19 protein-coding genes and 1 other annotated feature are annotated in these 20,647 nt (G+C 42.9%); of the genes, 13 read left to right on the top strand and 6 right to left on the bottom strand.

Annotated elements, in window-relative coordinates; translation table 11 throughout:
- The first annotated feature begins 73 nt into the window (after positions 1–73).
- The 4 genes from L634_RS0113615 (at position 74) to gndA (ending at position 5,008) form a co-directional block, all read left to right on the top strand.
- Positions 74–1,192 carry a tripeptidase T gene (locus tag L634_RS0113615; protein ID WP_026582927.1) on the top strand — a complete coding sequence of 373 codons (1,119 nt, stop codon included), beginning with the start codon at positions 74–76 and terminating at the stop codon, positions 1,190–1,192.
- Positions 1,193–1,332: 140 nt separating this feature from the next.
- A complete protein-coding gene (locus L634_RS0113610) occupies positions 1,333–1,809 on the top strand; it encodes a chemotaxis protein CheW (RefSeq protein WP_026582926.1) in 477 nt (158 codons plus the stop codon).
- Between the two features lie 330 nt (positions 1,810–2,139).
- Positions 2,140–3,441: a DNA polymerase IV gene (locus L634_RS0113605; protein WP_026582925.1), complete on the top strand. Its 1,302-nt coding sequence runs from the start codon at positions 2,140–2,142 to the stop codon at positions 3,439–3,441.
- A 157-nt stretch (positions 3,442–3,598) separates the two neighbouring features.
- On the top strand, positions 3,599–5,008 hold the full coding sequence (gene gndA, locus L634_RS0113600; RefSeq protein ID WP_026582924.1) for an NADP-dependent phosphogluconate dehydrogenase: 1,410 nt from the start codon (positions 3,599–3,601) through the stop codon (positions 5,006–5,008).
- Positions 5,009–5,310: 302 nt separating this feature from the next.
- On the opposite strand, the gene zwf is transcribed toward gndA, so the two are convergent.
- Positions 5,311–6,813: a glucose-6-phosphate dehydrogenase gene (gene zwf / locus L634_RS0113590; RefSeq protein WP_157452400.1), complete on the bottom strand. Its 1,503-nt coding sequence runs from the start codon at positions 6,811–6,813 to the stop codon at positions 5,311–5,313.
- A 411-nt stretch (positions 6,814–7,224) separates the two neighbouring features.
- On the opposite strand from zwf, the gene rnz reads away from it, so the two are divergent.
- The 3 genes from rnz to L634_RS0113575 all read left to right on the top strand — a co-directional run bounded on the left by rnz (position 7,225) and on the right by L634_RS0113575 (position 10,461).
- The gene (rnz, locus tag L634_RS0113585) at positions 7,225–8,163 is read left to right on the top strand and encodes a ribonuclease Z (RefSeq protein ID WP_026582922.1); all 939 of its coding nucleotides are present in this window, start codon (positions 7,225–7,227) and stop codon (positions 8,161–8,163) included.
- A 1-nt stretch (position 8,164) separates the two neighbouring features.
- Positions 8,165–8,710 carry a histidine phosphatase family protein gene (locus tag L634_RS0113580; protein WP_026582921.1) on the top strand — a complete coding sequence of 182 codons (546 nt, stop codon included), beginning with the start codon at positions 8,165–8,167 and terminating at the stop codon, positions 8,708–8,710.
- Between the two features lie 89 nt (positions 8,711–8,799).
- Positions 8,800–9,015, top strand: a binding site (T-box leader).
- A gap of 108 nt (positions 9,016–9,123) precedes the next feature.
- A complete protein-coding gene (locus tag L634_RS0113575; protein ID WP_026582920.1) occupies positions 9,124–10,461 on the top strand; it encodes a sodium-dependent transporter in 1,338 nt (445 codons plus the stop codon).
- A gap of 90 nt (positions 10,462–10,551) precedes the next feature.
- Here L634_RS0113575 and namA read toward each other — a convergent pair whose 3' ends face one another.
- The 3 genes from namA to proC form a co-directional block, all read right to left on the bottom strand.
- On the bottom strand, positions 10,552–11,571 hold the full coding sequence (namA, locus tag L634_RS0113570; RefSeq protein ID WP_026582919.1) for an NADPH dehydrogenase NamA: 1,020 nt from the start codon (positions 11,569–11,571) through the stop codon (positions 10,552–10,554).
- A 97-nt stretch (positions 11,572–11,668) separates the two neighbouring features.
- A complete protein-coding gene (locus L634_RS0113565; RefSeq protein WP_026582918.1) occupies positions 11,669–12,808 on the bottom strand; it encodes a glycosyltransferase in 1,140 nt (379 codons plus the stop codon).
- 80 nt (positions 12,809–12,888) lie between these two features.
- Positions 12,889–13,719: a pyrroline-5-carboxylate reductase gene (gene proC / locus L634_RS0113560; protein ID WP_026582917.1), complete on the bottom strand. Its 831-nt coding sequence runs from the start codon at positions 13,717–13,719 to the stop codon at positions 12,889–12,891.
- Positions 13,720–14,682: 963 nt separating this feature from the next.
- Here proC and L634_RS0113550 point away from each other — a divergent pair.
- Together L634_RS0113550 and L634_RS0113545 are read left to right on the top strand one after the other, a co-directional pair.
- On the top strand, positions 14,683–15,657 hold the full coding sequence (locus tag L634_RS0113550; RefSeq protein ID WP_026582915.1) for an MBL fold metallo-hydrolase: 975 nt from the start codon (positions 14,683–14,685) through the stop codon (positions 15,655–15,657).
- Position 15,658: 1 nt separating this feature from the next.
- Positions 15,659–16,453, top strand: a complete 795-nt coding sequence (locus L634_RS0113545; protein WP_026582914.1) for an SDR family NAD(P)-dependent oxidoreductase — start codon at positions 15,659–15,661, stop codon at positions 16,451–16,453.
- A gap of 128 nt (positions 16,454–16,581) precedes the next feature.
- Here L634_RS0113545 and L634_RS31125 read toward each other — a convergent pair whose 3' ends face one another.
- On the bottom strand, positions 16,582–16,773 hold the full coding sequence (locus L634_RS31125) for a YqzH family protein (RefSeq protein ID WP_332249049.1): 192 nt from the start codon (positions 16,771–16,773) through the stop codon (positions 16,582–16,584).
- A 306-nt stretch (positions 16,774–17,079) separates the two neighbouring features.
- Here L634_RS31125 and L634_RS0113530 point away from each other — a divergent pair, with 306 nt between their 5' ends.
- The 3 genes from L634_RS0113530 to L634_RS31120 all read left to right on the top strand — a co-directional run bounded on the left by L634_RS0113530 (position 17,080) and on the right by L634_RS31120 (position 19,284).
- Positions 17,080–18,339, top strand: a complete 1,260-nt coding sequence (locus tag L634_RS0113530; protein WP_026582913.1) for a Y-family DNA polymerase — start codon at positions 17,080–17,082, stop codon at positions 18,337–18,339.
- A 314-nt stretch (positions 18,340–18,653) separates the two neighbouring features.
- Positions 18,654–18,989: a YolD-like family protein gene (locus tag L634_RS0113520; protein ID WP_026582912.1), complete on the top strand. Its 336-nt coding sequence runs from the start codon at positions 18,654–18,656 to the stop codon at positions 18,987–18,989.
- A gap of 106 nt (positions 18,990–19,095) precedes the next feature.
- On the top strand, positions 19,096–19,284 hold the full coding sequence (locus L634_RS31120) for a hypothetical protein (RefSeq protein ID WP_051428331.1): 189 nt from the start codon (positions 19,096–19,098) through the stop codon (positions 19,282–19,284).
- A 181-nt stretch (positions 19,285–19,465) separates the two neighbouring features.
- Here L634_RS31120 and L634_RS0113510 read toward each other — a convergent pair whose 3' ends face one another.
- Positions 19,466–19,687 carry a CDGSH iron-sulfur domain-containing protein gene (locus L634_RS0113510; RefSeq protein ID WP_026582911.1) on the bottom strand — a complete coding sequence of 74 codons (222 nt, stop codon included), beginning with the start codon at positions 19,685–19,687 and terminating at the stop codon, positions 19,466–19,468.
- Positions 19,688–19,803: 116 nt separating this feature from the next.
- Here L634_RS0113510 and L634_RS0113505 point away from each other — a divergent pair, with 116 nt between their 5' ends.
- Complete coding sequence (locus L634_RS0113505) at positions 19,804–20,130, top strand: iron-sulfur cluster biosynthesis family protein (protein ID WP_026582910.1); 327 nt, start codon at positions 19,804–19,806, stop codon at positions 20,128–20,130.
- The last annotated feature ends 517 nt before the right edge of the window (positions 20,131–20,647 follow it).

Below are 20,647 nucleotides of genomic sequence, written 5' to 3'. Positions count from 1 at the left end.
TCCTAATTTGCTGTGCATAAATATTGGAGTTATACTTGCCTAGTAAGCATTTAATTTGGAGGTTTGTACATAAATGATTAATGAAGAACGTTTGTTAAACGAATTTTTGGAACTCGTGCAAATTGACTCAGAAACCAAACATGAAGCTCAAATCGCGAAAGTTTTAAAGAAAAAATTCAGGGATCTTGGCGTTGAGGTTTACGAAGATGATACAACTGCCCATACAGGACATGGTGCCGGCAACCTGATTTGCACCCTTCAGGGAACAAAAGAAGGCGTTGATATTATTTATTTCACCTCTCACATGGATACAGTGGTCCCAGGAAAAGGCATTAAGCCTTCCATCAAGGATGGATATGTAATTACGGATGGAACAACCATTTTGGGAGCAGACGACAAGGCTGGCCTTGCGGTAATGCTTGAAATTGTCAAAGTATTAAAAGAGCAGAGCATCGGCCATGGAACAATCCAGTTCATTATTACAGTCGGCGAGGAGTCCGGCCTTGTAGGAGCAAAAGCGCTTGATCCATCTCTTGTGAAGGCAAAATACGGCTACGCATTGGACAGTGACGGAAAAGTTGGAAACATCATTGTTGCAGCCCCAACGCAAGCTAAGGTAAAGGCAGAAATCCTTGGGAAAACGGCACATGCAGGGGTTGCGCCTGAAAAAGGCATTTCAGCAATTACTATGGCAGCTAAAGCCATTTCCCGAATGCCTTTAGGGCGCATTGACGAAGAGACAACAGCCAATATTGGACGCTTTGAAGGCGGACACCAGACGAATATCGTTTGCGACCACGTTGATATTCTTGCTGAAGCACGTTCCTTAATTCCGGAAAAAATGGAACAGCAGGTAGCCAAGATGAAAGAAGCATTCGAAAGTGCTGCGGAAGAAATGGGCGGAAGAGCTGAAGTTGATGTTCAGGTTATGTATCCTGGCTTTAAATTTGGCGAGGGCGACCATGTAGTTGAGATAGCACGTAAAGCAGCCGCAAAGATAGGCCGCACTTCTGAGCTGCTTCATAGCGGCGGCGGCAGTGATGCCAACGTTATCGCAGGCTTTGGCATCCCGACGGTCAATCTTGCTGTAGGGTATGAAGAAATTCATACAACAAATGAGCGCATGCCAATAGAAGAGCTGAATAAGCTGGCTGAAATGGTCATTGCCATTATCGAAGAAGTGTCAGCTTAATGTTTGAAAAGGGAACCCATAGCGGTTCTCTTTTTATGTGTTTCACACAATCTGCAGACATGGTTCATTTGGACTAGTTAGAAAATAATGGCTGTGATATATTAGTTATATACATATGTGTTGTCAGAGGAGGGTATGGAATGACTGAAATTAATAAAGTTGTCGTTTTCCGGACAGGGAAAGAGGAATATGCCATTCCAATTCCTTTTGTCATCTCAATTGAAAAAGTGGAAGGCATTACATCTATTCCGCATTTGCCGAATTATGTAAAAGGAATGGCTAAAGTTAGGGATGATCTTATTCCAGTTGTTGATTTTGAGAACATTTTATACGGCCGCTCACTCAAAGAAAATGAAACATCGAGAATGATCGTGCTTCAAACCGATGAGCTGTCATTTGGGATTCTTGTAAATGAAGCGAGGGAGATTCTGGATATACCATCAGAAAATCTAAAACAGCCTGGTTTGCTAGCTTACCAGAAGACAAGCTATTTCACTGGGGTGGCCAATCTGGATACGAGGCTGATCACATTGATCGACCCTTCCAGTTTGGTTGAATCATTAGAAGGAATTCGGGAAATCAAGGATTTTATGAAATCCCAGCAAACAACCGTATAGCTAAGCCTAAAAAAGCAGGGAATCTAAGATCCTCTGTTTTTTCTTTTCAAAAAAGCCGTTGCGTGAAAGAGGCGCGGCAATTCTGTTAAAATAAGGCTGTGTGAAAAGCTAAAGATTGATCCTTGTTGATTGGAATGGAGGCACGAGATCCTCGAAAATGGATTCGCATTTCTTTCGTACGTGTAAACTCGGGGAAGCTTATTCTAAAATCCTTCGGGAAAAGCGAACCCAATGGAGACCCCGCAGTTCGCCGAGTATCTGCAGAAAACAACACTCATTTTAACAGAGCCCATAATAAAGTATTATATTTTTTCACAGGGAAGTGCCGGCATGAAACATATGTATCCCAAAAAAGGGAGAGTCATTCTCCATGTTGATATGAATAGTTTTTATGCTTCGGTTGAGATGGCTTATGATCCATCACTCAAGGGAAAACCTCTGGCAATCGCTGGCAATCCCGAGGAGCGGCGGGGAATTATTGTCACATGCAGCTATGAGGCCAGAAGCTATGGCGTAAAAACTACTATGCCGCTGTGGGAAGCCAAAAAGCTTTGCCCCCAGTTAATCATTATGAAGCCAAACTTTGAGAGATACCGTGCGGCTTCTATGGGAATGTTTGATATTTTGCGTGAATATTCAGCTCTTGTTGAGCCGGTATCGATTGATGAGGGATATGTGGACATTACAGACAGCTATGAGTTCGGGAGCCCTTTAGAAATAGCTGGGACTATTCAAAAGCAGATCTTCCAGCAGCTTGATTTGCCCTGCAGCATTGGTGTTGCACCCAATAAATTTTTGGCCAAAATGGCTTCTGACATGAAAAAGCCAATGGGGATAACTGTTTTGAGAAAAAGGGATGTTCCCCATGTTCTTTGGCCGATGCAAGTAGAAGAAATGCACGGAGTCGGCAGGAAAACCGGAGAGAAGCTGCGGAATCTCAAAATTACTACCATTGGTGAATTAGCAAAAGCAGATGAAATACAATTAAAAGCCGTTCTTGGAATTAACGGATCCCGCTTAAAGCAAAAAGCGAATGGCAATGATAATCGAAAAGTCGACCCTGAGTCTGCAGCCGAATTCAAAAGTGTAGGCAATTCAACCACATTGCCAAGAGATGTTGCAAACCAGAGGGAGCTGCTGCAGGTTTTTGAAAAATTGGCAGGACAAGTTTCATCAAGACTGAAGAGAAAAAAGGTGCTGGCAACATCACTGGGGATTACAATCAGATATAAGGACCGAAAAACCATTACAAGAAGCCGAAAGCTGAAAAATCCCATTCAGCAGGATGAAGAGATTTATAAAATGGCAAAGGAGCTATTTATAAAGCATTGGAACGGAAATGCAGTAAGGCTGCTGGGCATAACAGGGACAGACCTCGTTGAGCCGCAGCTGGCCGTTAAACAGCTTGACCTGTTCAGCTATGAAAAAGATGCCAAAAAGGAACCGCTTTTTCAAACAATGGACATTTTGCGAAAAAAATATGGTTCTAAAATCATTGACCATGCCGGATCTCTTTCGGAAATGAAAATCACAGGACCTAAAATCGGTACAGACACCAGCTTTAATAAAGACTTTTTGCATAATAGGCCAACAATGAAAAAAACACAAGATGAAAAAGATGATAAATTATGATTTTTTCAGAAGATATTATGCAAAACTAAGACAGGAAAGTTGAATAAGGACAGGAATCTTGCTAAAGTATAGTGGATTCTTTTTTGGAGGGTTTGTTCAAAAAAGTCCTTCTTTTGAACAATACGCAGCATAAAGGTTAGAAGGGAAGTTATAGAAAATGACTAAATCACAGTTTGGTGTTATCGGTTTAGCGGTAATGGGCAAAAATCTTGCCATGAATATTGAAAGCAGAGGATACTCTGTATCTGTTTATAACCGTTCACGCGAAAAAACAGATGAAATGCTAAAAGAGGTAGAAGGCAGAAATTTTAATGGTACATATACGATTGAAGAGTTTGTTGACTCTTTGGAAAAGCCTCGCAAAATTATGCTCATGGTTAAAGCTGGCGGACCAACAGATGCTACGATTGAACAGCTTAAGCCATTATTAGATAAGGGTGACATTCTTATTGATGGAGGAAATACGTTCTTTGTGGATACACAGCGCCGCAACAAGGAATTAAGCGAGCTTGGCATCCATTTCATCGGAACAGGAGTTTCAGGCGGAGAAGAGGGCGCTCTAAAGGGTCCTTCCATCATGCCTGGCGGACAAAAGGAAGCGTATGAGCTTGTTGCCCCTATCTTTAAAGATATTGCAGCAAAAGTCGATGGTGAGGCTTGTACTACCTATATTGGCCCTGATGGAGCCGGACATTATGTAAAAATGGTCCATAACGGAATCGAATACGGTGATATGCAGCTGATTTCAGAGTCCTATTTCCTTTTAAAGCATGTGCTTGGCTTGACTGCTGAAGAGCTTCATGAAGTATTTGCAGATTGGAATAAAGGTGAGCTTGACAGCTATTTAATTGAAATTACTGCAGACATTTTCACGAAAAAAGACGATGAAACAGGGAAGCCGCTTGTAGATGTCATTCTTGATACAGCTGGCCAAAAAGGCACTGGAAAGTGGACTAGCCAAAGCGCGCTTGACCTTGGCGTTCCGCTCCCGATCATTACAGAGTCAGTATTTGCACGCTTCATTTCCGCAATGAAAGAGGAACGCGTCCAAGCAAGCAAAGTTCTTCGCGGTCCTGCTACAGCAGAATTTACAGGCGATAAAAAAGCATTTATTGAAAGTGTCCGCAAAGCTCTTTATATGAGTAAAATCTGCTCATATGCACAAGGATTCGCACAAATGAGAGCAGCATCTGAAGAATACGGATGGGATTTGAAATACGGCGATATCGCAATGATCTTCCGCGGAGGCTGCATCATCCGTGCCCAATTCCTCCAAAAAATCAAGGAAGCATATGACCGTGAGCCTGGCTTAAAGAACCTGCTTCTTGATCCTTATTTCAAGGAAATTGTAGAAAGCTACCAGGATGCAACCCGTGAAATCATCAGTGTGGCTGTGAAGAACGGTATCCCTGTACCATGTTTCTCAGCTGCACTGTCCTACTATGACAGCTACCGCACTGAAACATTGCCTGCTAACCTTCTTCAGGCTCAGCGTGACTACTTCGGTGCACACACCTATCAGCGAGTAGACAAAGAAGGCATTTTCCATACAAATTGGATGGAGTAAAAAAATAAACAGCGTCCTTTGGGCGCTGTTTTTCTTTTTAGAGGAAAAGCCTATTATATTAAGGAGTTGCGCATATTTTGAAAAAGTGAAGCAAAAAACTTGGGAAATAGCACATAAAAATCGGGAAATGATACATAAATTTTAAAAGTAGTGAAAAAAAGGTGGAAAGTGATGCATAAGGTAGATTATTAATTCATAGTGGAATGTTATTATAAATGCAGGCAAAATTGCCAGCAGAATTTTTATACTTTGAGGCTTTCCCAAACAAAAACCCCTGCAGCTGCAGGGGTTTTCGATTTCATTTAACACTCTTCAACATCAAGGTCCGTAACAGGCCACCAGAAAAAGCCGTCTTTTTCAAGCAGCTGGTCTGCTTCTTTTGGCCCCATTGAGCCGGATTCGTAGTTTGGGAAGCCTTCTTCTTTTGTGTTTTCCCATACATCCGAAATTTTATCAACAAAGCTCCATGAAAGGGCAACTTCATCCCAATGCGTGAAGTTTGTAGCGTCTCCGCGCATGCAGTCATATAAAAGCCGTTCATATGCTTCAGGAGTGTTCATTCCGTCGATGCCCTTGTTGGCAAAGTTTAACTTAACGGGTGTAGCTTCCATGTTTTGTCCTGATTTTTGGGCATTTAAATAAAGGGTGATGCCTTCTTCAGGCTGAATATGGATGACAAGCAGGTTCGGATTTAACGTTTGCTCAGTCTGATAGTATAAATTCATCGGTATATCTTTAAACTGGATGACAATCTTTGTTGATTTAGCAGCCATTCTTTTACCTGTTCGGATATAGATTGGCACCCCTGCCCAACGGAAGTTATCAATCATCAGTTTGCCTGCCACAAATGTTTCCGTATTGGACTCTGGATCCACCATAGTCTCTTCGCGATAGGCAGGGACTTCTTTTCCATCCATGAATCCTTTGCCATATTGCCCGCGAACAAAATATTCTTTAACCTGTTCACCTTCAAGAGGGCGCATGGCTCTTAAAACTTTTACTTTTTCAGATCTGATTTCATCTGTTGTAAGGCGGATGGGAGGTTCCATTGCAAGCAAAGCGACCATTTGCAGCATATGGTTTTGGACCATATCGCGAAGGGCACCGCTTTTTTCATAATAACGTCCGCGTTCCTCTACACCAAGAACCTCGCTGGATGTAACCTGTATATTGGAGATATAGCGGTTGTTCCATAAAGGCTCGAAAATTGCATTGGCAAAACGGATAACCTCAATATTCTGCACCATTTCCTTCCCTAAATAATGGTCAATTCGGTAAATTTCATTTTCGGAGAAGGCTTTTCTGATTTGTTTGTTGAGCTGTTTGGCTGATTCAAGATCATGGCCGAATGGCTTTTCGATTACAAGGCGCTTAAAGCCATCAACATCAGTCAGGCCATCAGCCTTTAAGTGCTCCGCAATTGTACCGAAAAATTCAGGTGCCATTGCCAGGTAAAAAATTCGATTCCCTTTAAGCGAATAATGTGTATCCAGTTCCTCTGCCATAGTTTTAAGAGACAAGTATGAGCTTGAATCTGTTACATCATGCGAATGGTAGTAGAAATGGGAAACAAAATCCTCAAGTTCTTTGCTGTCTTTTATCGCAGATTCTACAGAAGTTTTTACATTCGCCTGAAACTCATCATTTGAAAGCGGCCTTCTGGCAATCCCAATTACCGCAAAGCGTTCGGATAGCTTACCTTTCCTGTACAAACGGTAAAGTGACGGAAATAATTTTCTATTTGCCAGATCACCCGTTGCTCCAAATATCATAATTAATGCGGTCGGTTTTTCGTTTAGTGTCACGATTCATGAACCTCTCTTCGACAAAAATTCTGTATGTAAGGCTGGACTTCCATGCGTCCACCCGCAGTTCAGATATGCTGGTATGTTGCACTGCTAAAAAAGGCCTGTACAAATATAAAATTTTATCTGTTTAAAGCAGTTTTCGCAAACATTATGTATGCACTCTACAGATAGTGTCCGTCTAAAGGAGCGTAACTATCCAATGAAATGGCACAAAATCAAATTGATTAAAAGAGAATTCGCGGTCTCTGTGGTATAGTGATAGTATTCCTGACTAAACCAGACAGTGTGCGATTTTGGCTGCTGGCAGTTTCAAACTACTTTTATTTAGGCAGTTACCCGAGCATGGGTTGATCAGTGGCAGACTCCTGGCACTCAGTGCTTGCTCTGCCTGAAAGGGGCATTTTATAAATGGATGTTTTTTTCTTGGGAACAGGGGCGGGAATACCTGCAAAGCTCCGCAATGTTTCGTCCATGGCTTTAAAACTTCTTGAAGAAAGAGGAAGCATCTGGCTTTTTGACTGTGGAGAGGCAACACAGCATCAAATTTTACATACCAGCATTAAACCGCGAAGGATTGAAAAAATCTTTATCACACATCTTCATGGAGACCATATTTATGGACTGCCCGGCTTATTATCCAGCCGTTCTTTCCAGGGCGGTGATACAGAAGTGATTCTTTACGGTCCAAAAGGGCTTAAAGAATATGTTCAAGTCTCGCTTTCTGTCAGCGGTACATATCTTAAATACCCTTTGAAAATCAACGAAATCAGTGATGGCGTTATATTTGAAGATAAAGATTTTTTGGTGGAAGCCCGCTTGCTTCAGCATGGAATTCCTTCTTATGGGTACAGGATTACAGAAAAGGACCGTCCGGGTACCCTGCTGGCTGATAAGCTTGCCGAAGCAGGTGTATCACCGGGTCCTCATTATAAAAAAATCAAGAATGGCGAAAATATAGAGCTTGAAGATGGGCGACTTATAGAGGCGAGTGACTTCCTGGGACCTGCCCAAAAGGGGAGGATCATCACAGTGCTTGGCGATACTCGTATTTGTGATGCTGCAGTTGAATTGGCTGCTGATGCTGATTTGCTTATTCATGAAGCAACTTTCTCAAAAGGAGAAGAACAGCTTGCGTACGATTATTTTCACTCGACAACCATTCAGGCGGCTAAAGTCGCACAAAAAGCAAATGTCAAAAAGCTTTGCCTTAATCATATTAGTTCAAGGTATGAACGATTGGATTGGGAAAAGCTTGTTAAGGAATCACAAACGGTTTTTCCAAATACGGAAATAGCGGAGGATTTCAAGGAGATCCATATACCGCTCGTTAAAGGGAAGGTGGATTAAAATGAAAACCCTCTATATTGTACGTCATGCAAAAGCGGAAGGACAGCCATTCTCTGCAAAATTGACGGCCAGCGGAAGAGAGCAGGCGCTGAAGCTGATTGACTTCTTTAAAGGTAAAGAAGTTAATCGTATATACTCGAGCCCTTTTGTGCGTGCCATTGAAACAATCCGGCCGCTTGCAGAATCCAGAAATCTGGACATTATTGAGGAAACTCGCTTGGGAGAAAGAGTGTTAAGTTCTATTCTTTTTGATGATTGGCAGGAGAAGCTGGAGCAAAGCTTTTCGGATTTTGACCTTGTATTTGAAGGGGGAGAATCCCACTCGTCCGGCATGGAGCGGGCTGCTTCCCTGCTGAAGGAGCTGGTTGCTTCTGATGAAGACCATATTGTGCTGGTCAGCCATGGGAATTTATCAACCCTGCTGCTACGCAATTTCGATGAAAAAGTGGGTTTTGACAACCTGATGAAGATGAGCAATCCGGATGTTTATGAGATTAAAGTGAACAATGAGAGTGTCGACTGGAGGCGGATTTGGAACGAAAAGTAATGTCTGGAAAAATTGAATTTTTCAAATTTGCCATTGACGGTTTGCTTTAACCATACTATAATCACACTTAATACTTAAAACATTATATTTAAAAAGCTATGAAGAGTATTTATTAAGTCTTATTTCCCTGTTTATAGAGAGCCGGTGTTTGGTGGAAACTGGCACATAGATAAGATGAATTTCACCTTGGAGCTTATCTTTTCTGCATTTCAGCAGAAAAGACGGTTAATCCGTTATATTTCGAGTGGAAAGTCACATGCTTTCAAAAAGGGTGGTACCGCGTAAATCTTATTTGCGTCCCTTTTGAAGAAATGTGGCTTTTTTGTTTATTCGGATAAAGCTTGGGTGAAGATTAAAAATGGAAATCCGGCCGGTTTCTATTCTATTTAGAAAAAAATTGTGGAGGTACAAGCATGCAGCAAAATGAACAATGGTCATCGAAGATTGGTTTTATTTTAGCATCGGCCGGTTCGGCAATCGGACTGGGGGCAATCTGGAAGCTTCCGTATGTTGCAGGAACAAGCGGCGGCGGTGCATTTATGTTATTATTTCTTTTATTTTCCCTCTTAATAGGCTTTCCGCTTTTGCTTGGGGAGTTTGTCATTGGGCGCAGCACCGGGAAAGAAGCAATCTCAGCATACAAGGACATTGCTCCGGGATCTAAATGGCATTGGATTGGGTATTTGGGTGTGTTCACCTGTTTTCTGCTTTTATCCTTTTATAGTGTAATAGGCGGATGGATTCTTAAATATCTTGTATACGGGGTTACAGGCTCTCTGGATGCTGCAGGAGATTATGAAGCTCTATTTGGCAGCTCGGTGTCAGAATCTGTATCTGTTGTAGCAGCACAAGGGATTTTTCTTTTCATTACGATTTTAGTTGTGGCTAAAGGAATTCAAAAGGGAATTGAGCAGGTCAGCAAAATTCTGATGCCTGCGCTGTTTCTTTTATTTATTGTTTTAATCGCCCGTTCTTTAACACTTGAGAATGCAATGAATGGTGTATCTTTCTTTTTGAAGCCTGATTTTTCAAGTTTAACTTCTGAAACGGTTCTTTATGCCATGGGACAATCTTTCTTCTCGCTGAGTGTCGGGGTTTCCGTTATGGTGACGTACAGTTCATATTTATCTAAAAAAGAAAGCCTCCTGCAGCCTGCTTTTTCTGTTGTCGGCATGAACTTGTTTATTTCAATTCTGGCCGGCCTGGCAATTTTCCCGGCAGTTTTCTCTCTGGGGTTTGAACCTGCGGCAGGACCTGGTTTATTGTTTATTGTTTTGCCATCTGTTTTTGATCAGATTCTGTTTGGAAAAGTGTTTTTGCTTTTATTCCTTGCATTATTCCTATTCGCAACCCTCACCTCGGCTTTTTCCATGCTGGAAATTGTCGTGGCAGCCTTAACGCGTAAAGAGGGAAAAGGCAGAACCCGTGCAGCATGGCTTACTGGGTTGGCAATCTTTATCGTCGGGATTCCATCAGCACTATCATTCAGCAGCCTATCAGGCATCCTGATATTCGGAAAAACCATTTTTGACAGTGCAGATTTTCTCGTGAGCAATATTCTGATGCCAGTCGGAGCTTTGCTTATCTCCATTTTCGTTTCATATAAAATGAGGAAAGATCTGCTTAAAAATGAATTAATCAAGGGTTCGAAATCGCTTAACGGCATCTTTTCCGCTTGGCACTTCCTTCTTCGCTATGTTGTGCCTTTAGTGATTATCATCGTATTTCTTGATTCTCTCCAGCTATTTTAATAGGAAAAGGGATGGTTGCCAAAACCATCCCTTTTTTATGCATTGTTTTCTGTTCTAATCAATTAATGACAGCCTTTGTCAGGACTCTCATTACATCCATCCGCGCTCATATTGCTCAGGCGGTTCAATGGAAACGCCGAGCTCCTTTGCTGCTGTACGGGGCCAATAAGGATCACGCAGCAATTCCCGGGCAATGAAAATTAAGTCCGCACGTCCGTTTTGCAGTATTTCTTCAGCCTGCAAGCCGGATGTAATTAAGCCGACAGCGCCAGTCTGAATATTTGCACCTTCCTTAATGGTTTCGGAGAATTTGACCTGGTAGCCTGGGTAGCTATGTATTCTTGCTGGTACCACAGCACCTGAGCTAACGTCAATAAGATCTACACCCTGATCCTTCATCCATTTGCCCATTTCAGCATATTGCTTTGCAGTTAAACCTTCTTCATGATAATCGTGTGCGGAAACTCTTACAAATAAAGGGCCGTCCCATACGGATTTAACTGCTTCAAGGACTTCGCGCAGGAACCGATAACGGTTTTCTGCTGATCCTCCATATTCATCCGTGCGTTTATTGCTTAGAGGTGAGAGGAACTCATTGATTAAATAGCCGTGTGCTGCATGAATTTCAATTACATCAAAGCCGGCTTTTTTCGCCCTTTCGGCACCTTGTTTGAAAGCTTCAACGGTTTCAGCAATTTCTTCTTTTGTCATTTCTTTTGGCGTTTTCATTTTTTCATTGAAAGCGATGGCGGATGGGGCAAGAATTTCCCCTTCAACTGTAGCTTTTCTGCCGGCGTGTGCAAGCTGGATTCCTGCTGCAGCACCGTGTTCTTTCATTAAATCAGTCAGTTCCTTTAGCCCTGCGATATGATCATCGCTCCATATTCCCAGATCCTGAGGGGATATACGGCCCTGTGGTGTTACGGCAGTCGCTTCGAGGAAAATTAAGCCTACTTGGCCGACAGCTCGGCTCGTGTAGTGTGTCCTGTGCCAGTTTTGGACCATGCCATCTTCATTATGGCTTGAGTACATGCACATCGGTGCCATGACAATTCTGTTTTTTAAAGTGACCCCTTTTATGGTAAAAGGGGAGAAAAGTTTTGTTTCCATTCTAATGCCTCCTTTTTTCGCTATCCTAAATAATAAGTATAGCAGGCGTTAAATCAAATGAAAAAGAACAAGCACTTTGGGATGTGTTTTTGAATTCTCAGTGCTTGCCCCTTAATTCGCTTAATTTATATAAAGTGCCTCTCCATACAATGCCGCCCTGCAAAAATGTCAAGATGGCGGCACGGATAATGGAATAAATAAAAAGGAGAGCTGTTATTGGAAATACAAGAAACAGGAGAGAAGAGAAAGCGGACATTCTTTTGGTAATGAGAATGTAAACGCTGGCCAGTAATAAAATATTTGCAAGGCTTAGGATGAAAATGCTCCTCTCCGATGAGAAAATCGTGATGAAGGGCAAAACTTGTGAAATAAATGTGCCAGCAATAGCAAAAAGCACCATACTGATTCGGTAATGGAGACCCGCGAAAGTATTTTTCTCCAATCCCTTAAAGGCTTCTTTTAAGCTTCCATACCATTCTACTTCAATTAGATTTATAGCTGTTACAAACCTTTGCCTGAAGCCATTTTGTTTCATTTTCATCCCAAGCATTAAATCATCATCCGGGCGCATTTTAATTGCTTCATGTGTGCCAAGCCTTTCATAGGACTGTTTGGATACCAGATTGAAAGCCCCAATGCCCATGCCGGTTCTTGAACGGGGGCTGTTTGCCAGCCAGGGGCGTTTATAATAGGAAAAACCGAAAAGAAAAAAAGCAATGAACGCCTTCAGCCAGAAGTTTTTTCCGTTTAAATGGGGAGCTGCAGTCAAATGGTCCAGACTGTGCTGGTTAAAATATTTTATGGCCTTTCCGAATGCATCTTTTTTAAATAAAACGTCCGCATCAGTAAACAAAATCAATTCTCCTGATGATTCCTGATATCCCTTATAAAGAGCGTGATTTTTACCAAGCCATCCATCGGGAAGAGATTTAATATGGATTGTTCTGACTCTTGGATCAGACTCCTGGATGGCATCCATAATTTTTCCGGTCCTGTCGGTTGAACGGTCATTGACCAGGATCCATTCAATGCTTTTATAGCTTTGATTCAGCTGGCTCTTTAAGCTTTCTTCCAAGTGTGCCTCTTCATTTCTGGCCGCTGCTACTACAGTAAGGAGGGGCCCATCGCTTATGCTTCCGGAATCCTCAAGGCGGTCGAGCCGCTTAAAACCAAAAGAAGCATCAATGAAAACAGCTGCCCAGACAATTAAGCTAAGGCTTAGTAATAGAGCTAACATAAAAGCACTTCCTCTTTTCTTTTAGTTTGTTCTAAGCAAAGCGGGAGACTTTCAGTTAATTTCAGGAAGTTCTGATATGGTTAGGCTTTAACAGTGCTGGTGAAGGTGTGGCCAAGGCGTTTGGATTGGGCTGTTGCTTCCTTGATGCATTCAATAAAAGCCTTTTGGACACCATTCTCCTCAAGCACTTTTACACCTGCTTCTGTTGTTCCGCCAGGGCTTGTTACTTCTTTTCTAAGCTGCTGAGGCTCTTTGGCTGATCTTGCGAGCATCTCGGCTGCCCCAATCAGCGTTTGAATGATGAATTCTTTGGCCATTTCCTTTTCGAGGCCGATTTCTTCAGCGCTTTTCTCCATCGCTTCCGCAAGATAGTAAATATACGCTGGGCCGCTTCCGGACAGCCCTGTTACCGCATCCAGCTGTGCTTCCTCTACAAACGCAGCCATTCCAACTGTTTCAAACATATCTTTTACAAGCTTCATTTGATTCTTTGTCACTCTTTCATTGACTGATAGGGCACTGGCTGATTTGCCGACTGCTGCAGAGGTATTTGGCATGGCTCTGACAACTGGAAGCTTTCTTTCTGCCAATAATTCGATACTTTCAATGGAAACGCCGGCCAATACGGAAATAACGAGCATATTCGTTTTTAAATAAGGCCTAATGAGAGTGATGGCATCAGCTGCGTCCTTTGGCTTCATGGCTAAAATAACAGCGTCAGCCCCTTTGAATAGTTCACTGAGGTTATAAGTGACTTGTACGCCATAAGCCTTCTGCATGGATTGCAGTTTTTCCTTATTGCATTTATTTGTTACCCAAATGTTTTCCCCGGTGATAAGCCGGTTTTCTATTATCCCTGATATTAATGCTTCTGCCATGGACCCTGCTCCAACAACAGCTAATTTTTTCATATGATATTCCTCCTTATAACATAATTGCTCCTTAGGACGGCCGGCTAATGAAATAAAAGCATTGGCAAACTTGTCTGTTGATTTCAGCACGAGGCACTCAAGCTTTTCGCGGCTGGTCCGACACTCCCCGGCGAATCACGCGCCTGTGGGGTCTCCCTTTGATGCGCTTCTCCCTTAGGACGTTGAATCAGCATCCGCGGGTAAACACCTTGTCGTAAGAAAATAAATGCGAATGCGTTTTCGCGGAAATTAGCGCCTGCCGCTCCATTCAACAGTGTGCCAAAATTACAATGTGCTTTAACATAGCCAAAATAAAAAAGCCCTTCCATCCAATAAAGGACGAAAAGACTTTGCTTCCGCGGTACCACCTTCATTGCCTTTCCTGGAGTAAGCAGATGTGCTGCGTTCGAATAGCCGCAGCTGCATTTGCACCTTTAGAAAAGGCATCTCGATCCCGATAACGCCGGGGGGCGTTTAGGTTTTCCTAACAGCTCATAAGGCAGGTTCAATGGTCAAGTGGACGATGAAGCCTCTCAGCCGCTGAGCTTCACTCTCTTTCGCCGTTTCCCATTTACTAATCTTAATCATAGCTATTTTTTCCTGCTGCACTAGAGTGCAGCTTTGTTCTGTGAAATCAAATTTTAATTGTGATTATGCAAGATGACAAGCCTGTTTGTCAAGTTGAATTTCGCTTATTTTTTATTAGGATTAAGAAAAAATTATGTGAAAATAATGACAATTGAAGAAAAGAACGGTACACTTAATTTTATATATGAAAATTTCTAAATCATGTTACCTGAATTTCAGCCATTTGTGTGCTGGATGGATGCCTTATTTTAAAAGGCTGAATAAAACTCCTGCATGTAAAGGACACTTTGGCTCGCATCACCTGTATTGCCTGCGGAAATATATATATAGCAGCTTTACTTTATTTAAATATAGCGTTTTTAGGGGGCTGGTAAAATGGCTGAATGGAAAGATGGAATTGCCAAACTCGTTATCCCGACACCTTTTCCTGTCGGTGATGTCAATGTTTATGCTGTAAAAGGGGAAAAGCTGACTCTTGTGGATGCTGGTCCAAAAACGGACGAAGCTTGGGAAGCGCTAAACGTCCAGCTTAAGGAGCTGAATCTGACACCAGGTGATTTTGAACAGGTTGTACTTACCCATCATCATCCTGATCATGCTGGTCTGCTTGACTGCTTTCCTGAGACTATGGAGGTGCTTGGGCATCCAATTAACCAAAGGTGGCTTTCCCGGACAGAAGACTTTTTAAAATACCACGATGAATTTTACTTAAAGCTTTTTATTGAATTTGGAGTTCCCGAAAAGTATTTATCCTTTATTGAAATAATGAAAAAGACACTTCGTTTTTCCTGCAGCCGCACCTTAAATGGGGAATTGAAGGAAGGCGATAAGCCGGACGGGCTGGGAGAGTGGACCGTTATAGAGACGCCGGGCCATGCCCAGAGCCATATAGGTTTTTTTAGGGAAAAGGACGGTGTATTCATCGGCGGAGACCATTTGCTTGCTCATATCTCCCCAAACCCTATCCTGGAACCGCCGCTGCCTGGAAAAGATGAACGGCCGAAGCCCCAGCTGCAGTATAATGAGTCACTGAACAAATTGAAGGAGCTGCCGATTTCCCTTTTCTACTCAGGCCATGGAAAAGATATTTTCAAAGTGAATGATCTAATAGAAGAAAGGCTGAAGCGCCAGCATGACCGGGCTATGAAAGTAAAGGCGTGGCTCGAATCCCAGCCGCTAACAGTTTTTGAAGCATGCCGCCGCCTTTTTCCAAAAGTGTATGAGAAAGAGCTCTCCTTAACCATTTCTGAAACAGTTGCCCAGCTTGACTATTTGCAATCAATAGGGGAGATTTATATAAATAAAGAGGAGGAAGCTTTCTTGTATTCCGCGTCTAAAGAGGTGGTTTAATTTGACAGATAGATTGAAAAATAAAAATGTGATTATTACGGGGGCATCTGGTGGAATTGGAGCCCAAATGGCTGCCCTTTGCGCTGAGAGAGGGGCGAATCTTGTCCTTCTGGCCCGCAATCTTGAAAAATTGAATGCGCTGAAGGCTGATTTGCAAAGCCGTTTTTCAGTGGATATTTTCGTACATAAGCTTGATGTCTCTGATACTGATGAGGTGTCTGCTGTTTTTTCGGAGATTCTTGCCCGTATTGGTCAAGTCGATATTCTTGTTAATAACGCCGGATTTGGAATTTTCCGGGAGGCGCATGAAGCGAAAATTGAAGAAATAAAGGGAATGTTTGAAGTAAATGTAGTCGGATTAATGGCTTGCACAAGCATGGTGCTGCCGGTAATGAGGAAGCAGAGGAGCGGCCATATTATCAATATCGCTTCTCAGGCGGGCAAAATTGCTACACCAAAATCCAGTATATATTCTGCAACCAAGCATGCTGTTCTTGGCTATACAAACAGCCTTCGGATGGAACTGGCTAACAGTAATGTGTTTGTAACAGCTGTCAATCCTGGACCGATTGAAACAAACTTTTTTAACATTGCCGATGAAAAGGGCACTTACGTTAAAAACGTGCGCAAATTTTTGCTCAAGCCCGAGTATGTTGCACTTAAGGTGGTCGATGCCATGCTGAAGCCAGTCAGGGAAATTAATCTCCCGGGATGGATGAATGCGGGAAGCATCGTTTATGCCCTTTTTCCGAGGCTGTTTGAAAGACTTGGAAAACGTGCGTTTAATCAGAAATAATTAAGTAAAGCGGATTCCCCCCGAAGTCCGTGGAAAGCGATCGCCTTTTCATCAGAAATCAACCCGCGTTCAACATAGCAAAGAAATTGGCCGCCAGCATTGCCTGGCGGCTTCTTTTGCAATTCCCTCTAAAAATACGGTGAATCTGTGATATAGCCGTACACCGCATCATTTACAATCTCATGCAGATCGCTGTCAGCATCATTATTTTTGGCTTCTATGATTTTATTTAAGATTTCTGCAAATTCCCTGCTTTCAAATGTAATGGAATCGCTGTCCTCATTGTATTGTTTTAAACAGTTCTGTACCATTTTGAAGATTAGTTTTTAGTTCATTTTCTTTACACCTCATGCTGATTATACAGGTTTGTGGGAATATCGGCACCTGGCAAAAGAACCTGTTTTAAGAAAATCCTCGTAAAATTTCCATTGAAACCGAACGCATATTCGCTTAATATAATGGGTATACATAAATAGAACAAATGTTCTTTGTTGCCCAGCAAGCCGAATGCAAGAGCTAATTTATGACCTTTTAAAGGCAAGGGTTTAGCTTCAGGCGCTTTCAGCTTGAGGTCATAGGCAGATAAGCGGGTGCCTTACGCTGTTCTAAGGAGGATGTCGGAAGTCATGGTTGATTACAGCACAATGCCGAATAATAAAATCTTGTGTATTGATATGAAGAGCTTTTATGCGAGCTGTTCTGCTGTCATGCTTGGCCTGGACCCTCTTGATTGCTATCTTGTGGTTGCCGGAAATCTGGAGCGGAAGGGCAGTGTTGTTTTGGCTGCCTCTCCCCGAATGAAAAAGGAGTTCGGAATAAAGACCGGATCCCGCTTGTTTGAGGTTCCCGATGATCCTCGCATTAGGATTGCGGAGCCCAAAATGGCCACCTATTTAAGAATTTCCACTGAAATCACCCGGGTGTTTAACCGCTATGTCCCCAAGGAAGCAATCCACACGTACAGTGTCGATGAAAGTTTTATAAAAGTAGATGGCGCGCTCCATCTCTGGGGGGATGCCAAGACAATCGCCTGGAAAATAAAAGATGATATTGAACGGGAATTCCAGCTTCCATGTGCCATTGGAATAGGGCCGAATATGCTTATGTCCAAACTCTGCCTTGATCTTGAGGCGAAAAAAGAGGGAGTTGCCGAGTGGACATATGAAGATGTGCAGGCAAAGCTGTGGAATGTCTCTCCTTTGAGGGAAATGTGGGGAATTGGCCGGCGTGTCGAGAAAACGCTGAACGGAATGGGGATTTTCACAGTGGGCCAGCTTGCCCGCTATGATTTGGAAAAGCTTGAAAAGAAGTTTGGGATTATGGGCAACCAGCTTTACCATCATGCATGGGGAATTGATCTTTCGGAAATGGGGGCACCCATTATGGAAGGGCAGATCAGCTTTGGGAAAAGCCAGATTTTATTGAGGGACTACAAGGAAGAAGAGGAGATTAAGCAGGTGGTCCTTGAGATGTGTGAGGAAGTGGCAAGAAGGGCCCGAAGCCATCGCAAAGCCGGAAGGACAGTCAGCTTTGGCCTCGGATACAGCCAGGACGAATTCGGCGGAGGCTTTTACCGTTCAAGGACGATTGACCAGCCGACTAATATCACGATGGACATTTATCGCGTCTGTCTGGAGCTTTTTGAAGAGAATTATGAGGGCAAAACAGTGCGGCAAATCTCTATCTCCCTCGGAAATATTACGGATGACTGTGAAATGCAGCTCAGCCTGTTTGATCTGGATGGCTGGAAAAAACGGGAGCTCGGCTATACAGTCGACCGGATCCGCTCCAAGTTTGGGGGAGGTGCTCTGTTAAGAGCTGTATCTTATACAAGTGCAGGAACCGCCAAACACCGTGCGACATTGGTTGGCGGCCATAAAATGTAGGCTATGTTAAAGCTGATTGTTAATTTTACGCTGTTTTCGTAAAGTTTGTGCTTTTCAGGGCTAACTAAGGTTAACCAACTGAGCTGGTTGCAGCGGAGGGCGCTTGACCCCTCGAAAATGCTCCGTATAACTTTACGACGAGGTGTATATTCAAGGATGCTTTTCCAATGTCCAGCGGGAGAAGGGATCAAAGGGAGGCCCCGCAGGCGCGTGATGCGCCGAGAAGTGTCGGAACGCCCGCGGAAAGCTTGAGTGCCTGGAGCGGAAATCAGCAGACAAGTTAACAGAGCTAAAAAGAAAAAGGGGGACAGCTTATGATTCGCGATCGAGGCAGAATAAAATGGACCTCCATGATGCTGCCGGAACATGTCAAGCTATTAAGAGATTGGGCAAAGGAAGATACGCACGAGCAAAAGCGGGAATTGGATGAGCAAAAACTGGAGTATATGAACGAGATTCTTTTAGAGGCGATGGAATTTCAAAAATCGGTCACACTTACCCATTACCGCGGCAAAAACTACGAACTGGTTATTGGAAATATTCATTACTGGGATGAGCTTGTCCAAAAGCTGCATATAGTAGACCGGTTTGGGGAAATTCACCGTATTTCCCTTGACTCAATCGCTGATGCGCGGTTAACGGATGAGTAAAAGTATAGGGAACATCCAACAGGCATGTCTGGAAAATAAAGAAAGCAATTATAAGGGGTAGTTTTTAGGCGGCAGAAGCACCTTAACAGCAAGGAGGTGTTTTAACTTGCCGAGAGGAAAAGAGCTCGAGCAGCTGCCAATGGCCAATATTGCGCCAGGAGCTGGAGATGACAGTACGGACATGGACAGGGAGATGCTGCAAGGCATTGTGCAGGAAGAGAGAGTAACACCAGCAAAAGTGAAAAACAAGAAAAGCGGAGGCACCCTTGCCCATCGACGGAGCGTGGTGGACTGAGCCGAGTGAGATATAGGAAACACGAAGAGCGATAGCGATTCGATGTTGACTTATCGTAGACGAGGTGAGGGAAGCACGCCGAGTCGATAGGGTGCCGGAGCTAGACAGTTATCGAAGTTCAAAGTTATACTTTTTTATCTTTTGAAAAAAAACGGGGATAACCATCCCCGTTTTCCAAATATTATTCTTTATCGCCGTCCACGGCCTTCTTGGCACGTACGCACGACTTGAAAGTTCCTTTATGGGATCCATCACAGAATGGAATCTTGGATGATTTTCCGCAGCGGCAAAGGGAAAAAACTTGTTTTGTTTCAAATTTATTTCCATCCATATCAATTAATTCCACATCGCCAGTTACACGGAGCGAGCCGTTATCCATTACTTTAATCTGAGCCTTCGTCATACATATTCATCCTTTCTAAATGAGTTGCAAAAGGGGTAGGAAGAACCCTTTTAGGAGCATGTTAAATATACCTGTGTTAAAATACAGCATATGCAAGTAGGAGGTAGTTTTAAACCATGGAAATTACAGTAACGGAAACGGCGGCAGAAAAATTATCCGAGCGGATGGCTGGGAAAGATGGATTTTTAAAGCTGAAATATGATATAGATGGCTGCGGCTGTGTCGTTAGCGGAGTAGCGGCTCTCTGGCTTGTGGGTGAGCTGGATGAAGGTGACCGGGAAATCAGCACGAGTGCAGGAAGCATATATGTGGAGAAATCAAAAGAAGTGTTCCTGGATGAAAATTTAAAAATAGATTTCTTAGAAAAAGCTAACTGTTTTCAATTAAAAAGCCCGAACCAGTATTTGAATCCAAGAATGAGTTTTTTTGATAAAACAAAATAAAGGATATAGAAGGCAGCCCTTGAATGGCTGCCTTGTTTTTTGAGCTGGCATGGGATTTTATGCATAGGAAAAAATACCCTTCCAAATTATTGGAAAATAAGGTTTTAATAGATAGGAAAAGACTGCAGACTCATTAAGACAATTAAAACGAATGTTTTCATGGTATTTGTCATTAAATGGTGAATACAACACGGGAGGTAGTGTCAAAAGATTTATGAAAACTACCTAAAGGGTTAGTTTCTCTCCTATTTACTGGATGGAGATGCGCCGCAATCGCTCTTGACAAACACGCCAATGGTTTGAGGATTGTTTAACAAGGGCGAAGGGAACAAAAGAAGGCATACCAAATAAGCCCTTGGTTGTTTCCATTTTAAACCATTGGCAAGTTCGGTTTGTCAAGAGTTCGCTCCGCCGATTGCTGAATTAGCTTAAGGGCTCAGCTAAACAAAAAGTTAGGCTTGTCTTTGTTCTACTATCCATTGTTGTGCTAATCCAATGAGCTTTGTCCAACGTGCTG

It is taken from the genome of Bacillus sp. J33, assembly GCF_000518885.1.
Classification (GTDB): domain Bacteria; phylum Bacillota; class Bacilli; order Bacillales; family Cytobacillaceae; genus Cytobacillus.
This window is presented reverse-complemented; position numbering and strand designations above follow the sequence as displayed.

Coding starts and splice junctions, on each gene's coding strand:
- L634_RS0113605 (WP_026582925.1), top strand. CDS start 2,140: ATGAAACATATGTATCCCAAAAAAGGGAGAGTCATTCTCCATGTTGAT.
- L634_RS0113565 (WP_026582918.1), bottom strand. CDS start 12,808: ATGTTAGCTCTATTACTAAGCCTTAGCTTAATTGTCTGGGCAGCTGTT.
- gndA (WP_026582924.1), top strand. CDS start 3,599: ATGACTAAATCACAGTTTGGTGTTATCGGTTTAGCGGTAATGGGCAAA.
- L634_RS0113580 (WP_026582921.1), top strand. CDS start 8,165: ATGAAAACCCTCTATATTGTACGTCATGCAAAAGCGGAAGGACAGCCA.
- proC (WP_026582917.1), bottom strand. CDS start 13,719: ATGAAAAAATTAGCTGTTGTTGGAGCAGGGTCCATGGCAGAAGCATTA.
- L634_RS0113530 (WP_026582913.1), top strand. CDS start 17,080: ATGGTTGATTACAGCACAATGCCGAATAATAAAATCTTGTGTATTGAT.
- L634_RS0113505 (WP_026582910.1), top strand. CDS start 19,804: ATGGAAATTACAGTAACGGAAACGGCGGCAGAAAAATTATCCGAGCGG.
- L634_RS0113510 (WP_026582911.1), bottom strand. CDS start 19,687: ATGACGAAGGCTCAGATTAAAGTAATGGATAACGGCTCGCTCCGTGTA.
- namA (WP_026582919.1), bottom strand. CDS start 11,571: ATGGAAACAAAACTTTTCTCCCCTTTTACCATAAAAGGGGTCACTTTA.
- L634_RS0113615 (WP_026582927.1), top strand. CDS start 74: ATGATTAATGAAGAACGTTTGTTAAACGAATTTTTGGAACTCGTGCAA.
- L634_RS0113575 (WP_026582920.1), top strand. CDS start 9,124: ATGCAGCAAAATGAACAATGGTCATCGAAGATTGGTTTTATTTTAGCA.
- L634_RS0113550 (WP_026582915.1), top strand. CDS start 14,683: ATGGCTGAATGGAAAGATGGAATTGCCAAACTCGTTATCCCGACACCT.
- L634_RS0113520 (WP_026582912.1), top strand. CDS start 18,654: ATGATTCGCGATCGAGGCAGAATAAAATGGACCTCCATGATGCTGCCG.
- rnz (WP_026582922.1), top strand. CDS start 7,225: ATGGATGTTTTTTTCTTGGGAACAGGGGCGGGAATACCTGCAAAGCTC.
- L634_RS0113610 (WP_026582926.1), top strand. CDS start 1,333: ATGACTGAAATTAATAAAGTTGTCGTTTTCCGGACAGGGAAAGAGGAA.